Source organism: Allobosea sp. Root483D1, from assembly GCF_001429505.1.
GTDB lineage: Bacteria > Pseudomonadota > Alphaproteobacteria > Rhizobiales > Beijerinckiaceae > Allobosea.
Map to the genome: position 1 here is coordinate 23,596 of NZ_LMJW01000022.1, position 23,641 is coordinate 47,236.

Consider the following 23,641-nt stretch of genomic DNA (forward strand, 5'->3'; position numbering starts at 1 on the left):
GGAGATTGACCGACATAGGCTCATCGACATGCTCGACAGCGACATCAGATTGACTGGTAGCGACGACAGCACGCCGACCCATGTCGGCTTCCTGCTGATCCCGGACTTCGCGCTGCTGCCTTACGCTTCGGCGATCGAGCCGCTGCGCGCCGCCAACCGGCTCTCGGGCCGGCCGCTCTATCGCTGGAGCCATGTCTCGATCGACGGCGCCCCGGCGCCGGCCTCCAACGGCGTCGCCATCGCCGCCGATGCCAGTGTCGGCGCCGAATTGCGGCTCGACTATCTCTTCGTCTGCGCCGGCGGCAATCCGGCGCTCTTTCATCACCAGCCGACCTTCGCCTGGCTGCGCCAGCTGGCGCGGCGCGGGGTCAGGATCGGCGGCGTCTCGGGCGGGCCTTATCTGCTGGCGCGCGCCAATCTGCTCTCCGGCTATCGCTTCACGATCCACTGGGAACACGCGCCGGCTTTCCTGGAGGAGTATCCTGATCTCGACTTGCGGCGCTCGCTCTACGAGATCGATCGCGACCGGCTGACCTGCAGCGGCGGCACCGCGCCGCTCGACATGCTGCACGGGGTGATCGCGCGCGAGCATGGCAGCGAGCTCGCGCTCGCGGTCAGCGAATGGTTCCTGCAGACCCATGTCAGGGAAGGGGCGGGGCCGCAGCGCATGCCGCTGCGCGAGCGGCTTGGCATCGCCCATGCGCCCCTGCTGCGCGTCATCGCCCGCATGGAACAGACCATCGAGACGCCCGAGCCGCGGGAGGAGCTCGCCCGCCTTGCCAATGTCTCGCTGCGCCAGCTCGAGCGCCTGTTCCGCCAGCATCTCGGCCGGTCACTCGGCGAGCACTATCTCGGCTTGCGGCTCGACCGCGCCCGCGACCTCTTGCGCCAGACCAGCCTCTCGATCCTGGAGACGGCGCTCGCCTGCGGCTTCGCCAGCGCCAGCCATTTCTCGCGCAGCTATCGCGAGCGCTTCGGCCACCCGCCGCGGGCCGAGCGGTTGCAGGAGACGCGCCCGGCTCGCCGCTGAGAGTCAAGAAAGCGTCGCACTGCGTCAAATCTGTGCGCCGATCCACCGGAAGCTAGGGCCACAATAAAACAAAGGGGATCGCGACCGATGAAACGACTGACCGCTCTGGCGTTCGCACTCGCCGCCACGCTCGCCGCCGCGCCGGCCTTCGCCCAGGACACGCTCGCCAAGATCAAGGAGAAGGGCGTCCTCACCGTCGGCGTCAAGAACGACTACAAGCCCTGGGGCTTCCTCGACCCGTCAGGCAAGATCGTCGGCCTCGAGATAGACCTCGCCCAGGAGGTCGCGAGCAAGATCGGCGTGAAGCTCGATATGGTGCCGGTCATTGCGGCCAACCGCATCGAGTTCCTGCGCCAGGGCCGCATCGACATGATCCTGGCGACGCTCGGCGATACGGCCGAGCGGCGCAAGCAGATCGGCATGATCGAGCCGAACTACTACGCCGGCGCCACCAATGTGCTCGCGCCCAAGAGCGCCGGCCTGAAGAAGTGGGAAGACCTCAAGGGCCGCAAGGTCTGCGCCGTGCAGGGCGCCTATTACAACCGCCGTGTCTCGCAGGTGTATTCGCCCGAGATGGTGGTGTTCCCCTCTGTTCCGGACGGGCTGAACGCGCTGCTGGGCAACAACTGCGTCGCCTTCCTGTTCGACGACACGCTGATCGTCTCGACCCTGTCGGGCGGCGATCCGAAATGGGCGAACTACGAGATGCCCCTGACCTCCGAGGACCCGCAGCTCTGGGCGATCGGCGTGCGCTTGGAGGATCTCGACGGCTCCTTCGGCAAGCTGGTCAAGGATATGTCGGTCGACTGGCACAAGAGCGGCAAGCTGCTCGCGCTCGAGACCAAATGGGGCATCAAGCAGAGCCCCTATCTGATCGAGACCAACAAGAAGCTGAAGGGCGGTTCATAGGCGAGGTGCATTGGTTACACCCGCGCCGTCGTCCCGGACGGAGCGCAGCGGAGATCCGGGATCCATGCCCGAGCCTCTTTCGCCTGCGCTGCGGCGTGGATCCCGGGTCTCCCTTCGGTCGCCCGGGATGACGGTGTGGCCAGCGATGGGCCGATGACACCATGATCGCCGCTTTCTTCGAGCGCCTGAACGAGGCTCACGGTCTCAATTTCTCGATCTTCTATGACGCCTTCGACCGCTCGCGCTTCCTGACCGGGTTGTGGACGACGAGCTATATCTGCGTCGTCTCGATCCTCGCCTCGCTCGCGATCGGACTGCTCGGCGTCTGGGTCGCCGGCAGCAATTCGCGGCTCGGCCGGCTTCTGGTGCGGGGTTACGTCCAGTTCTTCCGCAACACGCCGCCGCTGGTGCAGCTCTCCTTCTTCTATTTCGCCGTCGGGGGAATGCTGCCGACCGTCTCGGACGGTTTCGGCGGGCAGTCTCCGCTCGTCAGCGGCACCGGCTGGGCGATCATCGCCTTCTCGCTCTTTGCCGGCGCCTTCAATGTCGAGATCTTCCGCGCCGGTATCGAGGCGGTGCCGGAGACGATGGTCGAGGCGGCGGAATCGCTCGGCTATACCCGCTTCCAGCTCTGGCGCCAGATCGTGCTGCCGCTCGCCTTCCGCATCTGCCTGCCGGCGCTCAACAACAACCTCGTCAACCTCGTGAAGACCACGACGCTCGCCTACGCCATCGGCGTGCCCGAGCTGCTCTATGCGGCGTCGCAGATCTGGTCCGAGGTCTTCAACGTCCGCGAGATGATGAACGTGCTGCTCGTCGTCTATGTGCTGCTCGTCGCGGTGCTGGTCTGGGTGATGCATCGCTGGGAGCGGGCCATGCGCATTCCCGGATACATGCCATGAAGACAGGCGCCACCGATCTCCCGGTCCTGAAGCCGTTCCGCGCGTCGCCGATCGCGCCGAGCGGGTTCGCCGCGCCGGCCCTCCTAAGCGCGGGCCTCGTCGCCGGTGTCGCCATCGTCTTCGCCGCTTCGCTGGCCGTGGCGCAGGCGACAGGGCCGGCCGCGCGCGACGGCGCCGTCACCATCCTGCTGCGCTGGGCGCCGCTGATCTTCCAGGGCTTCCTGTTCAATCTGCTGATCAGCGTCCTCTCGATGGTGCTCGGCACGGCGGTCGGCGTGCTGTTCGGCATCGGCCAGGTCTCGCCCTCGGCCGCGCTGCGCCAGCCGTCCTGGGCGGCGACGCAGTTCTTCCGCAACGCGCCCTGGCTCGTCCTGCTGTTCTACGCGATGTTCCTGCTGCCGTTCGAGATCAGGCTCGGGCCGGTCACCATCGCCTTCCCGGCCTGGGTCAAGGCGATCATCGGCCTCGCGCTTCCGGTCGCGGCGAATGTCTCGGAGATCGTGCGCGGCGGCATCCGCTCGATCCCAACGGGCCAGTGGGAATCGGCCGAGGCGCTCGCCTTCACCCGCCGCCAGACGATGTGGATGATCATCCTGCCGCAGGCCGTCAAACGGATGCTGCCGCCCTGGATGAACCTCTACGCCATCCTGACCATGGCGACGACGCTGATCTCGGTCGTCGGCATCCAGGACGGGCTCACCATCACGCGCGCCGCCCTCGTCGCCGAGAGCCGGCCCGAGCTGATGCTGCCGATGTACGCGCTGCTGCTGCTGATGTTCTTCGCCTACTGCTACCCGATCGCGCGCCTGACCATGGCGCTCGAGCGCCGCTTCAACGTGAAGGGATGACCATGGCCGCCAGGAATCAACGTGGCGAGCATGAACTCGGCGAGCCGGTCGTCGTCGTCGAGGGTGTCGAGAAGGCGTTCGGCGCCTTCGTCGTGCTCAAGGATGTCGGCCTCACCATCCGCCGCGGCGAGACCGTCTGCATCATCGGCCCGTCCGGCTCGGGCAAGTCGACGCTGCTGCGCTGCATCAATGCGCTGGTGCCGATCAGCCGGGGCTCGATCACCGTCGCCGGGCGGCAGGTCAACGATCCCGCGCTGGACAAGCTGGCGTTGCGCCGCGACGTCGGCATCGTCTTCCAGCAGTACAACCTCTTCCCGCACAAGACGGCGCTGCAGAACGTGATGATGGCGCCGGTCCATGTGCTGAAGCAGGACCCTGCCGAGGTCGAGGAGCGCGCCAAGCGTCTGCTCGCCAAGGTCGGCCTGTCGCACAAGCACGACGCCTATCCCGGCGAACTCTCCGGCGGCCAGCAGCAGCGCGTCGCCATCGCTCGCTCCCTGGCGATGAACCCGAAGGTCATGCTCTTCGACGAGGTCACTGCCGCGCTTGACCCCGAGACCAAGAAGGAGGTGCTCGTCACCATCCGCGACCTCGCGGCCGAGGGCATGACCTGCATCCTCGTCACCCACGAGATGGGTTTCGCCCGCGAGGTCGCCGACCATGTCTACTTCACCGATGGCGGCGTCATCGTCGAACACGCGCCGCCGGCCGAGTTCTTCGGGGCCCCCCGCGAGACGCGTACCCGCGCCTTCCTCGAACAGGTGCTCTGAGCCGGGCGAGTATCCCAAGCCGGGATGTCGCGTCTGGGCGAACCGATGTCGCAAACCGGCCGGCTCCTTCAGGCGCTGGCGCCAAGAATGAACGCAGTCATTCGAGAGCGCAGCCCATGACCATCCCGGCCTCCGATCCCAAATCCGTCACCGGCAAGCCGCTCGCCATCGAAGAGAGCGTCGATGTCCTCGTCGTCGGCGCCGGTCCGGCCGGTCTGGAGGCTGCGATCGGCGCCGCCGCGCGCGGCCTGAATGTGCTGCTGGTCGACGAGAACCCGGTCCCGTTCAGGACAATGGGCGACGACGTCCCGCTGCATTTCGGCCAGGGCATGACCGCCAGCGCCCGCAACCGCAACGCCATGATGGAGGCCTTCGTCGCCTCCGAGCCGCGGATCGCCGAGGCGTTCGAGGCCGGCGTCGACCTCCGCCTCGGCACGGCCTGCTGGGGTCTCTATGCCAACGGCCCGGCGCTCGGCTGGATGCCCGGCCTGGTCGCCGGCCTCGCGGATGAGGAGCGCAGCATCCTCGTCCAGGCCAGGCATGTCATCCTCGCCTGCGGCCGCCGCGACATGGGCCTCGGCTTCCCCGGCTGGGAGAAGCCGGGCGTGATGGGCGCCACCGCCGCGCTCAGCCTCGCGACCCGCTACGATGCTTTTGGCCCGCGTCGGGTCGTCATCCTCGGCTCGGGCACCGAGGCTCTGACCACCGCGCTCGCCCTGCGCGAGGCGGGCGTCACGATCGCCGCCATCGTCGAGCAGGCGTCCCGGCCGATCGGCGACGCGGATTTGCTGGCGAGCCTTACGGCAGGCGGCGCCGAAATCCTGACCGGCCATGTCGTGCGCGAGACGACCGGCCGGGATGGCGTCGAAGTGGCGCTGATCGCGACGCTGGACGGGGAGGGCAAACCGGCCGGAGACGAGCGCGCCATCGCCTGCGACGGCATCGTCCTGGCGGTCGGCGCGACCCCGGTCATCGACCTCATCGACGCAGCCGGCTGCAAGGTCGCCTTCCAGGCCGAGCGCGGCGGCTACGCGCCCGTGCTCGACGCAAGCCAGCGCACCAGCCTCGCCAACGTCTTTGCCATCGGCGACTGCGCCGGTATCTGGGGGAACAAGACGCGTGACCGCGCGATCGCCGAGGCGGAAGCCGCCCGTGCCGTCGCAGCGCTCGGCGAAGATGCAGCCGAGTTGGCCGCCGCCGTACCGCCCGCGCCGGATTACGACATCTCCGCCTATCGCCTCGCCTGGGTTAGGGCGAGCGTGATCGAGGCGCGGGCCGAATTCCATGTCTGCCAATGCGAGGAGGTGACGGCGCGCGAGATCCTCGAAATCCGCCCACCGCGCTATCTCGACTGGCGGAACGAGCGCCGCAACGACCGTTCGCTCTCGGCGCTGCTCGGGGAGGGCCCGCCCAATCCCGACCAGGTCAAGCGCCTGACCCGCGCCGGCATGGGCCCCTGCCAGGGTCGCCGCTGCCGCGAGCAGGTCGCCGCTTTGCTGGCGCTCGGTGCTGCGCAGCCGCTCTCGGCGATCCCGCTCGCCGGCTATCGCGCACCGGTCCGGCCGATGTTGCTGGCGATGACGGCGCATGTGCCCGAGGCGCCCGAGCAGGCCGAGCATTGGGACACCTGGTTCGGCATGCACGCGCAATGGGTGCCGTTCTGGGAGGTGCCGGCGCGCTACACCGTCGCGACCAACGACGCGACCGGCCCGGTCGCGAGCGAGTGAGGCTGAAAGCTATGAGCGAGATCAAGGGAGCTTCGGTCGTCATAGTCGGTGGTGGCGTCACCGGCCTCTCCGCCGGCTGGTGGCTGGCGCGGGGCGGCGTCGACGTGCTGGTGCTGGAAAAGGGGCTGATCGGCTGGGAGGCGTCGGGCCGCAATGGCGGCGGCTGCTCGCACCACCATTCGCCGCTCTTCGCCGAGGAGCAGCGGCTCTGGCCGATCATGGACGATTTGCTCGGCTACCCGACCGAGTTCAGGGGCGAGCGCGTTCGCCTCGCATCGAGCGAGCATCAGATGGCGCTCTATGGCCGCGCCCTGCGCAACGCCGAACGGCAGGGCTTCCAATCGCAGGTGCTCGACCTCAAGCAGGCCAAGGAACTGGTGCCGCTGGCGGGCGACACGGTCGTCGGCGGTTATCACTACAAGTTCGGCGGCCATGCCAATCCCCACCGCACGCTGCAGGGCTATGCCTGGGCGATGCAGGACCATGGCGGGCGCCTCCTGCAGCACACCACCGTCACCGGCTTTCGGACCGAGGGCGGCCGCGTCATTGCGGTAGAGACCGATCGCGGCGAGGTCGGCTGCGACAGCCTCGTGCTCGCCGCCGGCCCGCAGACCGGTCGACTCTCCGCCATGCTCGGGCAGGAGGTGCCGGTGCAGTCGGCACGCTGCGAAATGATCGTGACCGAGCCGCTGCCGCTGATGCCGCTCGGCGGCGTCGATGGCTGCGGGCTCTATGGCCGCCAGACGCTGCGCGGCAATCTCGCCTATGGCGGCGGCCCGCATGAATGGCTGGCACTGGCCGAGGAGGGCACGCCGGGCAAGCCGACGACGCCGCTGATGCTGCACATGGGCAAGCGCCTCGCGCAATTGCTGCCCAAGGCAGCGCATGCCCGCATCATCCGCTCCTGGGCCGGCGTCATCGAGAATACCCCGGACGGACGGCCGGTGATCGACCGTCTCGCCTCCCAGGCCAATGTCGTGGTGGCGACGCTGTCGAGCGTCGGCTTCGGTCTCTCGCCGGCGAGCGGCCGGGCGATCCGCGACCTCGTCGTCGACGGCGTCTGCGGCTTCGCCGACCTGTCGAGCTTCAGGCTGGCGCGCTTCGCCGAGCTGGAGCCGAACTGGCGCGAATTGCAGGGCTGGCAGGTGACCGCCGCGACCGAGTCGCTGGCGGCCTGAGGCGGACGGGGGGCCTTCAGGCTCGGGTTTGTCCGAGGCTGCGGAACCACGACAGCCCCTCTCTCCCGGTACGGGGGAGAGATGGAGAGTGGGCCGGCGCTCCGTTCGACCAGCCTCGGCGCTGCCCCCTCCCAACCCTCCCCGTTCTGGGAGAGGGCTCCTGCGCATGCCTCTTGCGGCCGCCTGCGCCTTGCCCGGCAAGCATATTCAATCTGCAAATAATGGGCATTTCGGAACCGGGCTCACCGTGGAACGCCAATCGGACTATTCGGCATGATCGGAGCCAGTGGTCGGGCCGAGCCTGAAAGACCGCGGCGGACAGGGGAGGCCATCATGTCGACAGCCGTCACTCACGGAGCGGACATCTCCGAGAGCTCGCCATCACGACAATTGGATGCGGCTTTCAGTAAAGTTACCTGGCGTCTCATTCCGTTTCTGATGGTCCTCTGGATCCTCGCCTGGATCGACCGGGTCAATATCGGTTTCGCCAAGCTGCAGATGCTGAACGATCTCAAGTTCAGCGAAGCGATCTACGGCCTCGGAGCCGGCATCTTCTTCATCGGGTACTTCCTGTTCGAGGTGCCGAGCAATCTGCTCCTGGAGCGGATCGGGGCGCGCAAGACGATCGCCCGGATCACGATGCTCTGGGGCATCACCTGCGTCGCGATGATGTTCGTGACGACGCCGATGCAGTTCTATGTCCTGCGCTTCCTGCTCGGCGTCTTCGAAGCCGGCTTCTATCCCGGCATCATCCTCTATCTGACCTACTGGTATCCGACGGAGCGGCGCGCCAAGGCCTTCGGCCTGTTCATGTCCGCCTCGGCCCTGGCGGGCGTGCTCGGCGGCCCGCTGGCCGGCACGATCATGACCCAGCTCAACGGCAGCAATGGCTGGGCCGGCTGGCAATGGGTCTTCCTGATCGAGGGCATTCCCTCGGTGATCGCCGGCATCGTCACCCTGTTCTACATGACCGACAAGCCGGACAAGGCGAACTGGCTCACCGACAAGGAGAAGAGCCTGATCCTCGCCGATCTGGAGCGCGACCGCGCCGCGCTCGGCCCGCGCGAGCACAAGATCATGAAATCGCTGCGCGACCCGCGGGTCTGGCAGTTCATCGCGATCTACTTCTGCATCATCCTCGCGAACTCGACCCTGACCTTCTGGGGCCCGACCGCGGTGCGCGAGCTCGGCTTCACCAGCCCGGCCACCGTCGGCTGGATCATGGCCGCCTGCTATCTCTGCGGCGCGGCGGGCATGATCCTGATCGGCAGGAGCTCGGACCGTCACCGGGAGGCACGACTGCACTGCGGGATCGCCGCCCTGGTGGGCGCCGTGGCGATGGCGGCACTCGGCTTCCTGATCCCGCACGGCTCCTATTTCGCCCTGATCGCGCTGGCCTTCGCCATCATCGGCACGATGAGTGCCATCCCGGTGTTCTGGCAGATGCCCAACCTGTTCCTGTCGGGTTCGGCCGCTGCCGCCGGCGTCGCCCTGATCAACTCGGTGGCGAACCTCGCGGGGTTCGGAGCTCCCTTCGCGATGGGCGTGATCAAGGATGCCACGGGGCTGATGTCGCCCGGGCTCTGGCTGGTCGCCCTGTTCGAAGCGGCGACCGTGTTCTTGATCATCAAGTTCATCCCCGCGGCCAAGAAGGCCGGGCGATAGAGAGGCCGGGGGCGGCCGCAGAAGCCGCGAGCGTCGCAGGGCGCTATTCCACAGGAGCGCTTCCCGTCGCAGATGACGCGAGCCGCTCCGGCCAGATGGGCCGCCCGCACGGTGCAACGACCGGCGGGCGGCCGCTTTCGTTCACGAGGCGGTGCCGGGGCCCGGTTGGCCCGGGGCCGGGTCGCCGGGCAGGCGGTTGCGGGTCAGAACCTGGCGCAGCCAGTGATGGATCGGCGATTGCTGGGTGCGGTCGTGCCAGAGCTGGTAGAACCGCATGCGCGGGAACTCCAGCGGCGGCTCGACGATGGCCAGCGGCAGGATCGTGGTGAAATAGCGCGCGAAATGCCGGCTGGTGGTGAAGACCAGGTCGGTCCCGACCAGCATGTAGGGCGCCATTGCGAAATAGGAGATCACCAGGCGCCGCTCGCGGCTGATCCGCATCTTCGTCAGATGGGTTTCGACCACGCCGCGATGGGCGACTGAATACGGCGTCGGGGCGATGTGGTTCGCCGCCAGGAACTCCGCCCGCGACGGGGCCTCGCGCGCGAAGGGATGCTCGCGATCGACGAGGGAGACGACATCGTCCTCGAACAGCGTCGAGGTGCGCAGATAGGGCGGCGGCGACGGCCAGTTCCCGATGACGATGTCGACGGTGCCGGCCGCGAGCGCGCCCTCGAAATCGAAATCGGCGCCCAGCGAGCGCAAAGCGAGCCGGGCATGGGGCGCACGCTGGCGGAATTCGCGCACCGCTCCCGCGAGATAGGCCGGCGCGACATAGTCGGGCAGGGCGATCGTGAAGCTCTGATGGCTCGAGGCCGGATCGACCCGGTTCGGGTCGACCAGCAGATTGTCCAGCTCCTCCAGCGCCTTGATGGCGGTCTGATGCAGCGCGATCGCCCGCTCGGTCGGCACCATGCCGTCGCGGCCGCGCACCAGCAGCTGATCGCCGAAGATCTCGCGCAGGCGCTTCAGGGCAAGACTGGTGGCAGGCTGCGACAGGTTCAGCCGGGCGGCCGTCCTGGTGACGCTGCGCTCGGCCAGCAGGATGCAAAAGACCCGCAGGAGCTGGGCGTCGAGCGGGTTTTCGGGAGGCTGCATGGCCGACGACCTTGGCGACGGGGCGGCCCAAGCGGGCCGGCCCCCTCAAGCTCTATTCGGCTTTGCAAATAATGGGAATTGGGCGCGCCCGATCTCCATGTGGCGCGGCATGCGGTACATGCGAGGGAGCGATGGCGAGCCCTCGCGCCGGCCATGTTCCGAAGGACAGGAAACCGAGATGACGCCCTCTTCCAAAGCAGCGCAGCCGCCTTTCACCCTGGCGGCGATCAACGCCATGGATCGGCCGGGCTTCGTATCCGCATTCGGCGCGATCTTCGAGCATTCGCCCTGGGTGGCCGAGACAGCCTGGAACGCGCGCCCCTTCGCCAGCATCGATGCGATGCACGCGGCCATGATCGCCGCGGTCCGCGGCAGCGACGAGGCGAAGCTCGTCGCACTGCTCTGCGCCCATCCGGAGCTCGCCGGGCGCGAGGCGAAGCGGGGAGAGCTGACGCAGGCCTCGGACGTCGAGCAGGCCAGCGCCGGCCTCACCCGTCTGACCCCGGAAGAGGTCCGGCTGATCGACACGCTCAACCGCGCCTATCGCGAGCGTCACGGCTTTCCCTTCATCGCCTGCGTCCGGCACTACACCAAGGCCGGCATCTATGCCGAGTTGATGCGGCGCGCGGCGCGCGACACCGCCCCGGAGCGCGCGGAAGCGCTTGCCCAGATCAGCTTCATCACCCGCAGCCGCCTCGCGCAGGTGACCGATGAATCACAGGCCTCGCGCGCGGCCTGAGGCGGGTACGGCATCGGGTCGAAAACTGGAATCCATTTTCGAAAAAACCCGTTACCTGACAAAGAGATAGATCGCCTTGGCTGGGCTCGCTCAGTTGGCTTGTGCCTGCGCGGCCCATGGCGGCGGTTCCTGGGATCATTCCGGCATGGTGCGCGCGCTGGAGACGCTCGCGAATTTCGAGATCGGCCAGACCGGGAAAGCCTGAAGACTGCGATCGGGGTGGGCAGAGGCTCGCCAGGAGGGAAGCGCACCATGACGCTCATGCAGAACAGTTTCGATGACGATCGCTTCGCGGCGGCGCTGGACGGCCATGAGGTCATGCGCCGCCTCGACGAGCTGGCCCGCTTCTCCAGCGACCAGGACGCGCTGACGCGGCTCTTCCTGACCGTGGAGCATCGGCAGGCCATCGGCCAGGTCGAGGCCTGGATGCAGGAAGCGGGCCTTACGACCCATGTCGACGACATCGGCAACCTCGCCGGCCGCAGCGCCGGCCATAGCGAAGGCCTGCCGACCCTGCTGCTCGGCTCGCATATCGACACGGTCCGCAATGCCGGAAAATACGACGGCAATCTCGGCGTCGTCGCCGCGATCCAGGCCGTCAGGCGGCTGCGGGCGGAGGGGATCGAACTGCCCTTCGCGATCGAGGTGCTCGCCTTCGGCGACGAGGAGGGCGTGCGCTTCCCGGCGACGTTGAACGGCTCGCGCGCCGTCGCCGGCCGCTTCGATCCCGCCGTACTCGACGTCTGCGATTTCGATGGCGTCTCGCTGCGTCGGGCGCTAACCGGGTTCGGCTGCGACCCGGCGGAAATCCCCGGCATCCGGCGCGATCCGGCCGGGATCCTCGGCTATGTCGAAGTCCATATCGAGCAGGGGCCGGTGCTGGAGGAGCAGGGCCTGCCGGTCGGCGTCGTCACCGCGATCAGCGGCGCCAGCCGCTTCACCATCACCATCGACGGCGTCGCCGGCCATGCCGGCACGGTGCCGATGAACCTGCGCCGCGACGCCTGCGCCGCAGCGGCGGAGATGATCCTGGCGGTCGAGCGCGTCGCCTCGATGCGGCGCGATGTCGTCGCCACCGTCGGGCGCGTTGCCATCGCGCCGAGCGCCGTCAACGTCATCGCCTCGCGGGCGGAATTCTCGCTCGATTTGCGCAGTCCCTCGGACGAGGCGCGCCATGCCGCCGTCCGCGACCTCAAGCGCGCCTTCGAGGCGATTGCGGCCTATCGCAACGTGACCTCGACGATCGTCGCCTTCTACGAGGAGGACGCGGCCGTCTGCTCGCCGGAGATCGTCGCGGCGCTGGAGAAGTCTGTCGCGGCGCGGGGCATCGCGCCGCTGCGGCTGCCGAGCGGGGCAGGCCATGACGGCCTCGCCATCGCCAATCTCTGCCCGTTCGGCATGCTGTTCATGCGCTGCGCCGGCGGCATCAGCCACAATCCGGCGGAGGCGGTCGAGGCCGCCGACGTGCAGGTGGCGGTCGACGTGCTCGTCGACTTCCTGCGCACCGCCAATCCCGAAACCTTCAGGAACTGAGCAGGAGATTGCCATGAGCGTCGCCATCGACGGGACGACACTGACCGCGGAGCAGGTGGTGCGCGTCGCGCGCGCCGATGGCGGAGCCGGCTTCACTGCTGCGACGCTGGCGCCGGAGGCGCGCGAGCGCATCGCCGAGGCGCGCGACTATATCGATGCGAACTTCATGAACGACGACGCACCGTTCATGTACTCGTTCAACACCGGCGTCGGCCTGTTCAAGGACCAGCGCGTGCTGATGTCCGAGATGGCCGATTACCAGCGCAACACTGTCTATGCCCATGCGACCGGCATCGGCGAACCGCTGGCCGAGGATGCGACCCGCGCGACCATGCTGCTGCGCGCCAATGCCTTCGCCTCGAACTATTCCGGCCCGCGCGTCGAAGTGGTCGAGCGCCTGCTCGCATGCCTCAATGCCGGCCTGCACCCGGTGATCCCGTCCAAGGGCTCGGTCGGCGCCTCCGGCGACCTCGCGCCGCTCGCCCATATGTCGGGCGCGATCTGCGGCTTTCCGGAAGCCGAGATGGTCTACAAGGGCGTGCGCATGCCGGCCCGCGAGGCGCTGCAGCGCGCCGGGCTCTCGACCGAGTTTCCGCTCGCGGCCAAGGACGCCTCGGCGCTGATCAACGGCTCCACCGTCTCGCTCGCCGTCGGCGTGCTGGCGATGGAGGATGCGCGCCGGCTGCTGAAGCATGCCGACATCGCGCTCGCGCTCACCCTGGAATGCATCCGCGGCGAGCTCGCCGCCTTCGATCCGCGCGTCCACAAGGCGCGCCCGCATCCCGGCCAGGCGGCGACGGCGCGCAACATCCTGCGTATCGCCGGCGACTCCAAGCGCTGCGGCGAGGCGGCAAGGCAGCTCGTCTTCCCGGACGAAGCCCGCGCCCCCGGCAGCAAGGCGCCGCCGCGCGTGCAGGACGTCTATTCGATCCGCTGCGGCCCGCAGGTCCACGGGCCGGTGCGCGAGGCGATGGAGTTCGTCACCCGGGTGATGACCACCGAGATCAACTCCGCCACCGACAACCCGCTGATCTGCAAGGACGGCGACGGCTATGTCTGCATCTCGGCCGGCCATTTCCACGGCGCCTATGTCGCGCAGGCCATGGACCTGCTCGCCATCGCCGCCACCGATCTCGGCTCGATTTCCGAGCGCCGCCTGGCGCGCCTGATCGACCCGACCATGAGCTACGGCCTGCCGCGCAACCTGCTGGCGGGCAAGCGCGGGCTCAACACCGGCTACGCCACGGTGCAGTGCTCGATGTCGGCGCTGGTGATGGAGAACCGGCATCTCTCGGCGCCGGGCTCGGTCGATTCGATCCCCGGCAAGTCGAACGCCGAGGACCACGTCTCGAACTCGACCTGGTGCGCCCGCAAGGCCCGCACGGTGGTCGAGAACGTCGAGCAGATCCTCGCCTGCGAGATCCTGATGGCGGCGCAGGCGCTCAGCCTCGTCGACGATCTCGCCAGGGACTATCCGATCGCCAAGGGCAGCCGCGCTGCGCTCGATGCGGTGCGCTCGGTCATCGCGCCCGCTCTCCACGGCGACCGCTGGTATGCGACGGAGATCAACCAGGCGCTGGCGCTGCTGCGCTCCGGCGCGATCGTCGAGGCGGTCGAGCGCGCGGTCGGCGTGCTGGACTGACGATGGGACGCGCCCGGCTTCCGGCCGGGCGCCGTTCATTTTCGATTTGAAAGCAAGGGCCGGAGAGCGATCGGCCGCCCGGATTTTCTAGTCTCGCCCAACACTCAGTTTCGAGGATTGGAACGATGAACGAGATCATCCGCTTTGCCTGGGGGATCAGCGCCCTCGGCGACTTCCTGGTCGCGATCTCCGACAAGGGGATCGTGGCCGTCGAGTTCAACGCCGACCATGCCGCCATGGAGAATGCGCTGCAGGCCCGCTTTCCGGACGCCGTTGTGGAGCATAGCCATGACGGGTTGGCTGAGCTCGCGACGACCGTGGCGGGCGTGATCGACGATCCGGCCGCCGCTTGCGATCTGCCGCTCGACCTGCGCGGCACGGCCTATGAGCTGAAGGTCTGGCAGATGCTCCGCGAGATCCCGCCCGGCCAGACCACGACCTATGGCGCGCTGGCGGCCAGGCTCGGCACCCGCGATGCGCGTGACGTGACGCAGGCGATCGCCAACAACGCCGTCGCGGTCATCGTTCCCTGCCATCGCGTCATCAAGAAGGACGGCTCGATCTCGGGCTATCGCTGGGGTGTCGGGCGCAAGCGGGCGCTGCTCGCGCGTGAGCAGGTCTCGCAGGCGCATTGACCGGCAGTTGCCGTGCCGCATCAGAGCAACGCGGCAACCGACTGGAAACAAAATTGAAATAGCCCCCGGCCGTCAAATTGCCGGGGGCTCTCTTATGTCGGTGATCGCATCGAACGGGCCGATGCCTGCCCTCAACGCGCATCGTGGAAGATGATGCCGAGCGTGTGGCGTCTGCCGGAGCGGACACGGCTGACGCCATGGCGCAGGTTGACGCGATAATTCCCTTTCGAGCCCTGCACCGGCCGGTTGTGGACGGCGAAGGCGACCGCATCGCCCTGGCGCAGCGGCACGACCTCGACGCGGCTCTGCATGCGCGGCCTTTGCTCGGTCAGGGCGAACTCGCCGCCGGTGAAGTCGCGTCCCGGTTCGGAGAGCAGGATGGCGACCTGGATCGGAAAGGCGAGGTCGCCATAGAGGTCCTGGTGCAGGCAGTTGAAGTCGCCCGGGACGTATTGCAGTAGCAGCGGCGTCGGCCGCCCCTGGCCGGCCTCGTGGCATTGCCGCAGGAACGCGGCATGAGCATCGGGATAGCGTTCGTCGATCCCCATGCGGACGTTCCAGGCATTGGCGACGCCGGCAAGATGCGGATAGAGCGCCGTCCGCAAACCGCCGATCAGGTCGGGAAGCGGGTACCTGAAATAGCGGTACTCACCCTTGCCGAAGCCGTGCCGCGCCATGACGATATGGCTGCGGAAATGGCTCTCGTCGGGATAGAGCGCAGCGACCCCGCGACACTCTTCCGGCGTCAGCAACCCGGGTAGGACGGCGCAGCCGAAGCCGTCGAGCTCGCCGGCGAGCGCGGTCCAGTCGTAAGCGGCGACCCGTGCCTCCGCGGAAGCGTCCGCAGTGGCGCGGGCAAGCGTGACCATTTTGTTCATGCGATGGCTTCCTTCTCGATGAGAGCGCGCTTGCGCTCGAGGCCCCAGCGATAGCCGGCGAGGTCGCCGTCGCTGCGGACGACGCGGTGGCAGGGGATGGCCAGGGCGATCGGATTGGCCGCGCAGGCGCTGCCGACGGCGCGCGGATTGGCGAGCGGGCTGATCCAGAGGGCGAGTTCGCGATAGCTCACCGTCCGTCCGGCCGGGATCGCCCTCAACTTCTCCCAGACGCGGCGCTGGAACGGCGTGCCGCGCATGTCGAGCGCAAGATCAAGCCCTTCGGCCGGGTTCTCGATGTAGCGGCGCACCTTGGCCAGATCGTCCCTGATCGCGGCCTCGCTGGCGAGCAGCGTGGCCTGGGGGAAGCGGGCGGCAAGATCCGCCGCCAGTTCCTTGGCGCTGTCGCCGAGCAGGATCGCGCAGATGCCCTTGCCGCTGCGGGCGATCAGCACCTGGCCGAGCGCGGACCTGGCGGTTGCGTAGAGAAGGATGTCGAGCGGCTTCGCTTCGCGGGCGGTCCGGAAATTGTCGTTTGTGATCATGAGGTTCATCGTCGTGCTCCCTGTTCGGTCCTCATGATCGAAAACTAGGTGGGGCGGCGGGCTCCCGAACTCCGATCCTTGCGGTCAAATCGAATGCTGGCCGGCGCGGCGCAAAACGACGAAGGCCGGATGGGCGTTCAGGCGAGCCGCAGGATCGTCGTCTCTGCCAGCAGATAGATCTCGCCGGAGGCGAAGCTGACTTCGATCTCGCCATTGTCGCGCCTCTCCCAGGCGGCGAAGCCATTCGCGACGAGCTGGCCGATATGGGCCATGACCAGCGCCTTATCGGGATTTTCGCGGGCGAGCGCGACCAGCTCACCGATGGCCGCCTGCGTTCCGGGCAAGCGGTTTCGGCTGGCCTTGGCGTCGAACCCGCCGCGCGAAAACATGATCGCGGTTTCCCCTTCAGCCGTTGCGCGCTTCCCGGTCGAGCAGGGCCCGCTTGCGCTCGACGCCCCAGGCATAGCCCGAGAGCGCGCCATCGTTGCGGACCACGCGATGGCAGGGGATGGCGACGGCGAGCGTGTTCGCCGCGCAGGCCCCTGCGACGGCGCGCACCGAATTCGGCGAGCCGATGCGGCGGGCGATCTCGGAGTAGGATACGCGCCCGCCGACCGGGATCTCCTGCAGCGCCTGCCAGACGCGGCGCTGGAAGGCGGTGCCGCGCACATCGAGCGGCAGGTCGAGGCCGAGGCCGGGATTTTCGACGAAGCCGACGACGCGGGCGATCAGTGCCTCGTAGTCCCGGTCGGCGCCGATCAGGCGCGCCTTCGGGAAACGGTCCTGGAGATTGCGCACGAGCGCATCTGGATCGTCGCCGAGCAGGATCGAGGCGACGCCCTTCCTGCTCGATGCGACCAGGATGGCGCCAAGGACGCTCTGGCCGACCGCGAACTTGATCTCCTCGTCGGCTCCGCCGTCGCGATATCGTGTCGGCGTCATGCCGAGCATGCCGGTCGACTTCTCGTAGAAGCGGCCGCTCGAATTGAAGCCGGCATCGTAGATCGCCTCGGTGACGCTGCTGCCGGCGTCGAGACCCTCGCGGACCTTCCTTGCCCGCTCGGCCGCCGCGTAATCCTTCGGCGTCAGGCCAGTCGAGGCCTTGAAGAGGCGGTGGAAATAGCTCGGACTGCGGCCGATCGCCCCCGCCAGCGCCTCCAGGGAGGGCTCCTCCTCGCTGTCCGCGATGAACCGGCAGGCTCTGGCGACCAGGGTCGCGTTCTCGCAGTCGAGCGAAGGGCCGTCCGGATTGCAGCGCCGGCAGGGTCGGAAACCCGTCGCCCGCGCGCTCTCCAGCGTGTCGTGCAGCGCGACATTCCTGGGGTTGGCTGCGCGCGACGGGCAGGACGGGCGGCAATAGACCCCCGTCGTCGCGACCGAATACCAGAGCTCGCCATCGGCGCTCTTGTCGCGGGCGACGATGCGCGCCCAGCGCGGATCGTCCGCGACGAGCGGGAGCGGCGGCCTCTGATCCGTTGCGGGCCTTGTCGTGATCGTCATCGTCGTCATCTCGCATCGTCCTTGTTCGACCGTGCCTGCGACCAACGCTCGTCACACTCCGATCCTTGCTGGCGAATTCGATCGCCGGCCACCCGATTTCCGCTCGGCCGCAACAGGTGAGGGCCCGCGCTGGTAGCGCGAGCCCCTGCCCAGCTCTGGACCCGCCTGCCGATCAGGCGGCCTTGACGAGGCCGAGTTGCGTCATCGCGGTCAGGCCGTCATCCAGGCCGATCTCCTCGACGATCCTGCCGTGGACCACCTTCAGAACGGTCGTGCCGGTGAAATGCATCGTGCGGCCGGACGCGGCGGGGAGGGCCTCATAGCCGACCAGGAAATCGTCGAAGGCCGCGCCCGTATGCGTGCCGCCGCCTTCCCATTGGCCGACGACATAGTCGCCTTCGGCGATCAGATCGGCGGTGCCCCAGAAATTGAGATCGGGGAACGCGGCGCGGAAGTCGGTCATGAACGCCTTGATGTCGGCATGACCCCGGCGCGGCTCGTGCAGCGAGTATTTCAGCAGCATGTCGGGCGCCGCGATCTCGTCGACCACAGCGAGATTGACCTCCTTGCCCCAGAACTCGGTGAACCAGCGCACCACCACGGCTTTGTTGTCGTCTTCCTTGCTCATTGGAACAGGCCCTCTCATCGATCTCTGGCAGCCATCGAAACCGCTCGATGACCTCGATCGAAAGGCTAGGGAGGCGCCGGTTCGGCCAAACTCCGTTTCTTGCCGTCGAACCGGAAATGCTGTCCGAAGGCGGTTCCTGAGCCTCGAGAGCAGTGCGTTCGCCACTTCGAAACGTCTTGCTACGATCATGGCGCGAGCCGTCCGGAGAAGCCGCGTGGAAACCTCGCTCTACCCGCCCGTCAAGCGCTTCCTCGAGGAACTCGGCTATGCCGTGAAGGGCGAAATCGGCCGTTGCGACCTCGTGGGCCTCCGGGAGGACGATCCCACGGTGGTGGTGATCGGCGAGCTGAAGCTGGCGTTCAATCTGGAGCTCATCCTGCAGGGCGTCGACCGGCTGCGCCTCGGCGATGAGATCTGGCTGGCGGCGCAGCTCTCGGCCAGGGGCAAGGGACGCGAGAGCGATCCGCGCTATCGCGATCTCTGCCGGCGCCTCGGCTTCGGCCTGCTCGGCGTCACCAGCACCGGCCGCGTCGAGGTGCTGGTCTCGCCGACCGCGCCGACGCCGCGCAAGAACCCGAAGGCGCGCTCGCGGCTGGTCGACGAGCACCGGCGGCGCAAGGGGGATCCGGCGGCCGGCGGCAGCACGCGCCGGCCGATCATGACCGCCTATCGCCAGCAGGCGCTCGCCTGCGCGGCGGCGATGAGCGCGGCGCCGCAGCGCCCGCGCGATCTCAAGCCGTCATGCCCGGATGCCCAGAAGATCCTGCACCGCAACGTCTATGGCTGGTTCGAGCGCGCCGATCGCGGCGTCTACGGGCTGACCGAGGCCGGCCGCAGCGCGCTGGCGCAATGGCAGATGCCGCCGTCCCCGACACCCGCTGAACGCGCTGAAGCCGGCTCGCTGGCGCGGACGGGCGCCGTTCTGTAAGCGGTATGCTAGGGCAGGGGCAGGGCGCGCGACGCGGCAGACTGTGGCAGGGGAGCAGAAGCACCTTCTGAGATTGGCGCTCGGCACGGGCGATGCAGGCTATGCCGGCACGCTTGTGCTCATCCTCTGCGCCACTGCTCTGGCCGGGCTGATCGTCTGGTTCGCGCCGCTGGAGAGCGTCTCGGCGATCTACATGCTGCCGGTGCTGGTTGCCGCGATCCGTTACGGCACCGGCCCGGCGATCGCCGCCGCCCTGCTCGGCGCGGTCATGACCTCGCTGTTCTATCCGCCGCTGTTCAGCGTGCTGGTGTTCCGGCCGGCGCAGCTCATCGACCTCGTCACCTCGCTGGTCGTGGCGCTGACTTTGGGCTGGCTCGCCGGTCATCTGCGTACCGAAATGGTCAAGGTCCGCGAGGAGGAACGCCGCACCCGCCAGCTTTACCGCCTGAGCAGCGAGATCGCCGGCGCGGTCGATGTCGCAGCGATCTACGACATCGTCGCCGCCCATATGGCCGACCTGTTCGGGCGCGAGGTTGCGCTCTTCGTCGCGGCCGATGGCCGCTCCTGGCGCACGATCCGCGCCCCAGCGGCAGGGGCGCCCGTCGAAGCGCTCGGGCGCGCGGTCGAGAGCTTCAGCACCCGGACCGGCGACGCCGGAGGGCCGGAGGTCGAGGTGCTGGCGCTCGGTTCGCAGGCGCATTGGCTGCTCTGCAATCTCAGCGGTCCGGACCGGCCGAAGGCGGTCCTCGCGGTATCGCTGGGCGGCGCTGACGTCGGCGCGGCTGACGCGGTGGTTGCCCAGGCCCGTTCCATCCTCGCCGAGGGCGAAAAATCGCTGGAGCGGCTCGGCCTCACCCGCGCGCTGGAAGAGCGGCAGTTGCGCCAGCGCAGCGACGCCCTGCGCGATATCCTGATCGAGGCTGTCTCGCATGAGCTGCGCACGCCCGTCGCCAGCATCCTCGGCTCGGCCAGCGTGCTGTTGACGGCCGAGCCGGTCGCTTCAGAGCCGCGCCTGCACGACCTGTCCGCTGCGATCGGCTCCGAAGCCGCACGGCTCGACCGGCGCATCCAGAACCTGCTCGACGTCACCCGTATCCGGGCCGGCGCTCTGCAGCCGCGTTTCGACGAGCTCGACCTCGCCGATATCGTCAATGCCGCGCTGGACAGCGTCGCGGAGCGATTGGGTGGCCGCAAGGTCGTGCTCGCTCTCGGGCGGGACCTGCCTTTCGTCCGGGTCGATCCGGTGCTGGTCGAGCAGGCGCTGGTCAACATCCTGGAGAATGCCGCCAAGTTTGCGCCGGACGCGGCGCCGATCGCCATCAGCGCCCGCCTGCGCGACGGCAAGCTGGCGGTCGAGGTCCGTGACGAGGGGCCGGGGCTCGACCGGCACGAGGCCGAGCGGATATTCGAGCGCTTCCATCGCGGCGAACGTCATGCCGATATTGCCGGCGGCAGCGGCCTCGGGCTGACCATCGCCAAGACCTTCGTCGAGGCGAATGGCGGCAGCATCGAGCCGCTGAGCGAGGGGCCGGGCACGGGCACGACGATGCGGATATGGCTGCCGCTCGCGCCGGAACGGCGCCTGGAGGAGGGGGATGATGACTGAACCGCGGCAGCAGGCCGGCCCGCTCGTCCTCGTGGTCGACGACGAGCCGCAGATCCGGCGCTTCCTCAAGGCCGGCTTCGAGATGCAGGGCTTCCGCATCGCCGAGGCCGAGACGGCAAAGCAGGCGCTCGAGCTCGCGGTGATGCGCCGGCCGGACCTCGTCATGCTCGATCTCGGCCTGCCCGATGCCGATGGCGCGAGTGTGCTGGAGGCGCTGCGCGGCTGGTTCCAGGGCGCGGTCATCGTCCTCTCTGTCCGCAGTTCGGAGGAGGAGAAGGTCGCGCTGCTGGAGAAAGGCGCCGACGATTACGTCGTCAAGCCCTTCGGCATGGCCGAGCTCCTGGCCCGCGCCCGCGTCGTGCTCCGGCGCGTCGCCCAGCCTGGCGCCGCCGAGCCGGTGCTGCGTGTCGGCAGGCTGACGGTCGATCTCGCCAGGCGCCTGGTCGGGCTCGACGGCGTCCCCATCGTGCTGTCGCCGAAGCAGTTCGCGCTTCTCAGGGTGCTTGGCGCGCATCACGGCAAGGTCCTGACCCACCGCCAGCTGATGAAGGAACTCTGGCCGCAGGACCCGGACGAGGACGTGCAGTATCTGCGCATCCTGATGAAGAAGCTGCGCGACAAGATCGAGCCCGATCCGGCCCGGCCGGCCTATCTCGTGACCGAGCTCGCCATCGGCTACCGCCTGCGGACGCAGGAGCAGCTCGACGCGGTCGGCTATGCGCCGGCTATGCGCTAGGCCGGTTGCCGACATGGAACGGCTAAGCGCGTAGCTGCTAGCGACGGATTCCGAGAAGCGCGCGGGGACGCGCCCGGAGCCGGGAACGCATTATATGTTCAAACTCTGGTTGGCGCTCGCCACGGTGGGCGGCATGGCCGCTATCGTCTGGCTGGCCTGGACCTTTTGCCGTCAGCTCATGCCGCTGGCGCGGGCGATCGACCGGCTCGGCAGCTCGCTTGGCGTGATCGCGAGCTGGCTCGTCCTGCTCGCTTGCCTGATCAGCGCCGGCAACGCGACGATCCGCTATCTCTTCTCCACCAGCTCCAACGCCTGGCTCGAGCTGCAATGGTACATGTTCGCCGGCATGGTGCTGCTCGGCTCGGCCTATACGGTGCGGGTCAACGAGCATGTCCGCGTCGACCTGTTCTACGGCATCGTCTCCGACCGGACCCGGCACTGGATCGACCTCGTCGGCGGGGCGGTGTTCCTGCTGCCGATGTGCCTGGTGATGATCTGGTTCACCTGGCCCTGGTTCGTGCAGTCCTGGGTTCTGAACGAGTCCTCCAGCAATGCCGGCGGCTTGATCCGCTGGCCGGTCATCCTGCTCCTGCCGGTCGGTTTCACCCTGATCCTGCTGCAGGGCGTCTCGGAGATGATCAAGCGTGCGGCGGCGCTGCGCGGCTTCCACCAGCACGAATACGCTTACGAGAAGCCGCTGCAATGATCGACGCTATCCGCGCCAATCTCGGCCCCATGATGTTCGGGGGCCTGGTCGCCTTCCTGCTGATCGGTTATCCGGCTGCCTTCTCGCTGGCGGCGGTCGGGCTGTTCTTCAGCTTCATCGCGATCGAGATGGGAGTGATCGCGCCCCAGTACATGGGCAATCTCACCTTTCAGCTCTATTCGATCATCTCGAACGACCTTCTGCTCTCGATCCCGTTCTTCACCTTCATGGGCGCGGTGCTCGAGCGCTGCGGCCTCGCCGAGGACCTGCTCGATTCGATCGGCCAGCTCTTCGGCAGTGTCCGCGGCGGCCTGTCCTATGCCGTCATCTTCGTCGGCGCGATCCTCGGCGCCATCACCGGCACGGTCGCCGCTTCGGTCATCGCCATGGGCGTGATCTCGCTGCCGGTGATGATGCGCTATGGCTACAACATGCAGCATGCGACCGGCGTCATCGCGGCGTCGGGCACGATCACCCAGCTGATCCCGCCCTCGCTGGTGCTGGTCGTCCTCGCCGACGTGATGGGCAAGTCGGTCGGCGACATGTATGCCGGCGCGATCGGCCCCAGCATCGTCCAGGTCGTGCTGTTCTGTATCTGGGTCGCGATCCTCGGCATCCTCAAGCCGGCTCATATCCCGGCGCTGCCGCCGGAGGCGCGCACGCTCAAGGGCTGGGCGCTCGCGATCAAATGCATCCGCGGGATCGTGCCCTCGGCGGCGCTGATCTTCCTGGTGCTCGGCACGATCTTCATGGGCCTCGCCACGCCGACGGAAGCAGGCGCGATGGGCGCGGTCGGCGCGCTCGGGCTGGCGGCGCTCTACGGCACGCTGACCAGGAAGCTGACCTATCAGGCGATGTCCTCGACCATGCGCATCACCGCCATGGTGACGATGATCCTGATCGGCGCGCGCGTCTTCAGCCTGGTCTTCCAGGGCGTCGACGGGGGCTTGTGGATCGAGCACATGCTGACCGGATTGCCCGGCGGTCAGGTCGGTTTTCTGGCCTTCATCATGGTCTTCGTCTTCTTCATCGCCTTCTTCCTGGACTTCTTCGAGATCGCCTTCATCATCATCCCGCTGCTGACACCGGCGGCGGCGAAGCTCGACATCAACCTGATCTGGTTCGGCCTCCTGATCTGCGCCAACATCCAGACCTCGTTCATGCACCCGCCCTTCGGCTTCGCGCTGTTCTATCTGCGCGGCATCGCGCCGCCGACGGTGAAGAGCCGCGACATCTATCTCGGCTCGATCCCCTGGATCGTGCTGCAGCTCATCCTGGTCGCGCTGATGATCGCCTTCCCGGAGATGGTGACCTACTGGCTCGACAACCCGGTGACGCTTGACCCGGCGGCGCTCGAGAAGCAGCTCAACAACATGCCGGGCCTCGGCAACATGCCGGGCCTCGAGCTCGACGGCTTAAGCCCGCCCAAGCCCTGAGCGAC

The 23,641-nt window shown here is 68.0% G+C and carries 24 protein-coding genes; 18 read left to right on the plus strand and 6 right to left on the minus strand.

What is annotated here, in order from left to right:
• Positions 1–28: 28 nt before the first annotated feature.
• The 8 genes from ASE66_RS22945 to ASE66_RS22980 all read left to right on the plus strand — a co-directional run bounded on the left by ASE66_RS22945 (position 29) and on the right by ASE66_RS22980 (position 9,029).
• A complete protein-coding gene (locus tag ASE66_RS22945; protein WP_057192092.1) occupies positions 29–1,030 on the plus strand; it encodes a GlxA family transcriptional regulator in 1,002 nt (333 codons plus the stop codon).
• Between the two features lie 87 nt (positions 1,031–1,117).
• Entirely contained in the window at positions 1,118–1,939 is an 822-nt protein-coding gene (locus ASE66_RS22950) for a transporter substrate-binding domain-containing protein (RefSeq protein WP_057192093.1), read from the plus strand.
• A gap of 161 nt (positions 1,940–2,100) precedes the next feature.
• Positions 2,101–2,841: an amino acid ABC transporter permease gene (locus tag ASE66_RS22955; protein ID WP_057192094.1), complete on the plus strand. Its 741-nt coding sequence runs from the start codon at positions 2,101–2,103 to the stop codon at positions 2,839–2,841.
• Positions 2,838–3,689, plus strand: a complete 852-nt coding sequence (locus ASE66_RS22960; RefSeq protein WP_057192095.1) for an amino acid ABC transporter permease — start codon at positions 2,838–2,840, stop codon at positions 3,687–3,689. Before ASE66_RS22955 ends, ASE66_RS22960 begins: the two co-directional genes overlap by 4 nt.
• A complete protein-coding gene (locus tag ASE66_RS22965) occupies positions 3,686–4,459 on the plus strand; it encodes an amino acid ABC transporter ATP-binding protein (RefSeq protein WP_057192096.1) in 774 nt (257 codons plus the stop codon). Before ASE66_RS22960 ends, ASE66_RS22965 begins: the two co-directional genes overlap by 4 nt.
• 116 nt (positions 4,460–4,575) lie before the next feature.
• Positions 4,576–6,186 carry an FAD-dependent oxidoreductase gene (locus ASE66_RS22970; RefSeq protein WP_057192097.1) on the plus strand — a complete coding sequence of 537 codons (1,611 nt, stop codon included), beginning with the start codon at positions 4,576–4,578 and terminating at the stop codon, positions 6,184–6,186.
• 11 nt (positions 6,187–6,197) lie between these two features.
• Entirely contained in the window at positions 6,198–7,364 is a 1,167-nt protein-coding gene (locus ASE66_RS22975) for an NAD(P)/FAD-dependent oxidoreductase (protein WP_057192098.1), read from the plus strand.
• 438 nt (positions 7,365–7,802) lie between these two features.
• Positions 7,803–9,029 (plus strand): MFS transporter, encoded by a 1,227-nt coding sequence (locus tag ASE66_RS22980; protein WP_244495034.1) that lies wholly within the window; start codon positions 7,803–7,805, stop codon positions 9,027–9,029.
• Positions 9,030–9,170: 141 nt separating this feature from the next.
• Here the strand turns inward: ASE66_RS22980 and ASE66_RS22985 are convergent, their stop codons facing one another.
• A complete protein-coding gene (locus ASE66_RS22985; protein WP_057192100.1) occupies positions 9,171–10,127 on the minus strand; it encodes a LysR family transcriptional regulator in 957 nt (318 codons plus the stop codon).
• A 178-nt stretch (positions 10,128–10,305) separates the two neighbouring features.
• Between ASE66_RS22985 and uraD the strand changes: the two genes are divergently transcribed.
• From uraD to ASE66_RS23005, 5 genes are all read left to right on the plus strand, one after another.
• Complete coding sequence (uraD, locus tag ASE66_RS22990) at positions 10,306–10,866, plus strand: 2-oxo-4-hydroxy-4-carboxy-5-ureidoimidazoline decarboxylase (protein WP_057192101.1); 561 nt, start codon at positions 10,306–10,308, stop codon at positions 10,864–10,866.
• 76 nt (positions 10,867–10,942) lie between these two features.
• Positions 10,943–11,071 (plus strand): hypothetical protein, encoded by a 129-nt coding sequence (locus ASE66_RS32215; protein WP_413814286.1) that lies wholly within the window; start codon positions 10,943–10,945, stop codon positions 11,069–11,071.
• 47 nt (positions 11,072–11,118) lie between these two features.
• On the plus strand, positions 11,119–12,399 hold the full coding sequence (locus ASE66_RS22995; protein WP_244495035.1) for an allantoate amidohydrolase: 1,281 nt from the start codon (positions 11,119–11,121) through the stop codon (positions 12,397–12,399).
• Positions 12,400–12,412: 13 nt separating this feature from the next.
• Positions 12,413–14,041, plus strand: coding sequence for an HAL/PAL/TAL family ammonia-lyase (locus tag ASE66_RS23000; RefSeq protein WP_057192102.1), 1,629 nt, complete (start codon positions 12,413–12,415; stop codon positions 14,039–14,041).
• Between the two features lie 125 nt (positions 14,042–14,166).
• The gene (locus ASE66_RS23005) at positions 14,167–14,676 is read left to right on the plus strand and encodes a methylated-DNA--[protein]-cysteine S-methyltransferase (protein WP_057192103.1); all 510 of its coding nucleotides are present in this window, start codon (positions 14,167–14,169) and stop codon (positions 14,674–14,676) included.
• A 131-nt stretch (positions 14,677–14,807) separates the two neighbouring features.
• On the opposite strand, the gene ASE66_RS23010 is transcribed toward ASE66_RS23005, so the two are convergent.
• The 5 genes from ASE66_RS23010 to ASE66_RS23030 all read right to left on the minus strand — a co-directional run bounded on the left by ASE66_RS23010 (position 14,808) and on the right by ASE66_RS23030 (position 18,224).
• Positions 14,808–15,545: a 2OG-Fe(II) oxygenase gene (locus ASE66_RS23010; RefSeq protein ID WP_156412368.1), complete on the minus strand. Its 738-nt coding sequence runs from the start codon at positions 15,543–15,545 to the stop codon at positions 14,808–14,810.
• Between the two features lie 5 nt (positions 15,546–15,550).
• The gene (locus ASE66_RS23015) at positions 15,551–16,105 is read right to left on the minus strand and encodes a methylated-DNA--[protein]-cysteine S-methyltransferase (protein ID WP_057192105.1); all 555 of its coding nucleotides are present in this window, start codon (positions 16,103–16,105) and stop codon (positions 15,551–15,553) included.
• A gap of 128 nt (positions 16,106–16,233) precedes the next feature.
• Positions 16,234–16,485: a hypothetical protein gene (locus ASE66_RS23020; RefSeq protein WP_057192106.1), complete on the minus strand. Its 252-nt coding sequence runs from the start codon at positions 16,483–16,485 to the stop codon at positions 16,234–16,236.
• A 16-nt stretch (positions 16,486–16,501) separates the two neighbouring features.
• Entirely contained in the window at positions 16,502–17,596 is a 1,095-nt protein-coding gene (gene ada, locus ASE66_RS23025; protein ID WP_057193289.1) for a bifunctional DNA-binding transcriptional regulator/O6-methylguanine-DNA methyltransferase Ada, read from the minus strand.
• A 172-nt stretch (positions 17,597–17,768) separates the two neighbouring features.
• The gene (locus tag ASE66_RS23030; protein WP_057192107.1) at positions 17,769–18,224 is read right to left on the minus strand and encodes an ester cyclase; all 456 of its coding nucleotides are present in this window, start codon (positions 18,222–18,224) and stop codon (positions 17,769–17,771) included.
• Between the two features lie 214 nt (positions 18,225–18,438).
• Between ASE66_RS23030 and ASE66_RS23035 the strand changes: the two genes are divergently transcribed.
• From ASE66_RS23035 to ASE66_RS23055, 5 genes are all read left to right on the plus strand, one after another.
• A complete protein-coding gene (locus tag ASE66_RS23035; RefSeq protein WP_057192108.1) occupies positions 18,439–19,152 on the plus strand; it encodes a DUF2161 domain-containing phosphodiesterase in 714 nt (237 codons plus the stop codon).
• 73 nt (positions 19,153–19,225) lie between these two features.
• Positions 19,226–20,758, plus strand: a complete 1,533-nt coding sequence (locus tag ASE66_RS23040) for an ATP-binding protein (RefSeq protein ID WP_057192109.1) — start codon at positions 19,226–19,228, stop codon at positions 20,756–20,758.
• On the plus strand, positions 20,751–21,494 hold the full coding sequence (locus tag ASE66_RS23045) for a response regulator (protein ID WP_057192110.1): 744 nt from the start codon (positions 20,751–20,753) through the stop codon (positions 21,492–21,494). The genes ASE66_RS23040 and ASE66_RS23045 overlap by 8 nt, the downstream gene beginning before the upstream one ends.
• Before the next feature lie 133 nt (positions 21,495–21,627).
• Positions 21,628–22,200 (plus strand): TRAP transporter small permease subunit, encoded by a 573-nt coding sequence (locus ASE66_RS23050; protein WP_057193291.1) that lies wholly within the window; start codon positions 21,628–21,630, stop codon positions 22,198–22,200.
• On the plus strand, positions 22,197–23,636 hold the full coding sequence (locus ASE66_RS23055; RefSeq protein WP_057192111.1) for a TRAP transporter large permease: 1,440 nt from the start codon (positions 22,197–22,199) through the stop codon (positions 23,634–23,636). The genes ASE66_RS23050 and ASE66_RS23055 overlap by 4 nt, the downstream gene beginning before the upstream one ends.
• Positions 23,637–23,641 lie beyond the last annotated feature (5 nt).

Coding starts and splice junctions, on each gene's coding strand:
- ada (WP_057193289.1), bottom strand. CDS start 17,596: ATGACGATCACGACAAGGCCCGCAACGGATCAGAGGCCGCCGCTCCCG.
- ASE66_RS22970 (WP_057192097.1), top strand. CDS start 4,576: ATGACCATCCCGGCCTCCGATCCCAAATCCGTCACCGGCAAGCCGCTC.
- ASE66_RS22975 (WP_057192098.1), top strand. CDS start 6,198: ATGAGCGAGATCAAGGGAGCTTCGGTCGTCATAGTCGGTGGTGGCGTC.
- ASE66_RS23050 (WP_057193291.1), top strand. CDS start 21,628: ATGGCCGCTATCGTCTGGCTGGCCTGGACCTTTTGCCGTCAGCTCATG.
- ASE66_RS23005 (WP_057192103.1), top strand. CDS start 14,167: ATGAACGAGATCATCCGCTTTGCCTGGGGGATCAGCGCCCTCGGCGAC.
- ASE66_RS23000 (WP_057192102.1), top strand. CDS start 12,413: ATGAGCGTCGCCATCGACGGGACGACACTGACCGCGGAGCAGGTGGTG.
- ASE66_RS22955 (WP_057192094.1), top strand. CDS start 2,101: ATGATCGCCGCTTTCTTCGAGCGCCTGAACGAGGCTCACGGTCTCAAT.
- ASE66_RS22985 (WP_057192100.1), bottom strand. CDS start 10,127: ATGCAGCCTCCCGAAAACCCGCTCGACGCCCAGCTCCTGCGGGTCTTT.
- ASE66_RS22965 (WP_057192096.1), top strand. CDS start 3,686: ATGACCATGGCCGCCAGGAATCAACGTGGCGAGCATGAACTCGGCGAG.
- ASE66_RS22995 (WP_244495035.1), top strand. CDS start 11,119: ATGACGCTCATGCAGAACAGTTTCGATGACGATCGCTTCGCGGCGGCG.
- ASE66_RS23010 (WP_156412368.1), bottom strand. CDS start 15,545: ATGGTCACGCTTGCCCGCGCCACTGCGGACGCTTCCGCGGAGGCACGG.
- ASE66_RS23020 (WP_057192106.1), bottom strand. CDS start 16,485: ATGTTTTCGCGCGGCGGGTTCGACGCCAAGGCCAGCCGAAACCGCTTG.
- ASE66_RS22960 (WP_057192095.1), top strand. CDS start 2,838: ATGAAGACAGGCGCCACCGATCTCCCGGTCCTGAAGCCGTTCCGCGCG.
- ASE66_RS23045 (WP_057192110.1), top strand. CDS start 20,751: ATGACTGAACCGCGGCAGCAGGCCGGCCCGCTCGTCCTCGTGGTCGAC.
- uraD (WP_057192101.1), top strand. CDS start 10,306: ATGACGCCCTCTTCCAAAGCAGCGCAGCCGCCTTTCACCCTGGCGGCG.
- ASE66_RS22950 (WP_057192093.1), top strand. CDS start 1,118: ATGAAACGACTGACCGCTCTGGCGTTCGCACTCGCCGCCACGCTCGCC.
- ASE66_RS23015 (WP_057192105.1), bottom strand. CDS start 16,105: ATGAACCTCATGATCACAAACGACAATTTCCGGACCGCCCGCGAAGCG.
- ASE66_RS22945 (WP_057192092.1), top strand. CDS start 29: ATGCTCGACAGCGACATCAGATTGACTGGTAGCGACGACAGCACGCCG.
- ASE66_RS23055 (WP_057192111.1), top strand. CDS start 22,197: ATGATCGACGCTATCCGCGCCAATCTCGGCCCCATGATGTTCGGGGGC.
- ASE66_RS22980 (WP_244495034.1), top strand. CDS start 7,803: ATGGTCCTCTGGATCCTCGCCTGGATCGACCGGGTCAATATCGGTTTC.
- ASE66_RS23030 (WP_057192107.1), bottom strand. CDS start 18,224: ATGAGCAAGGAAGACGACAACAAAGCCGTGGTGGTGCGCTGGTTCACC.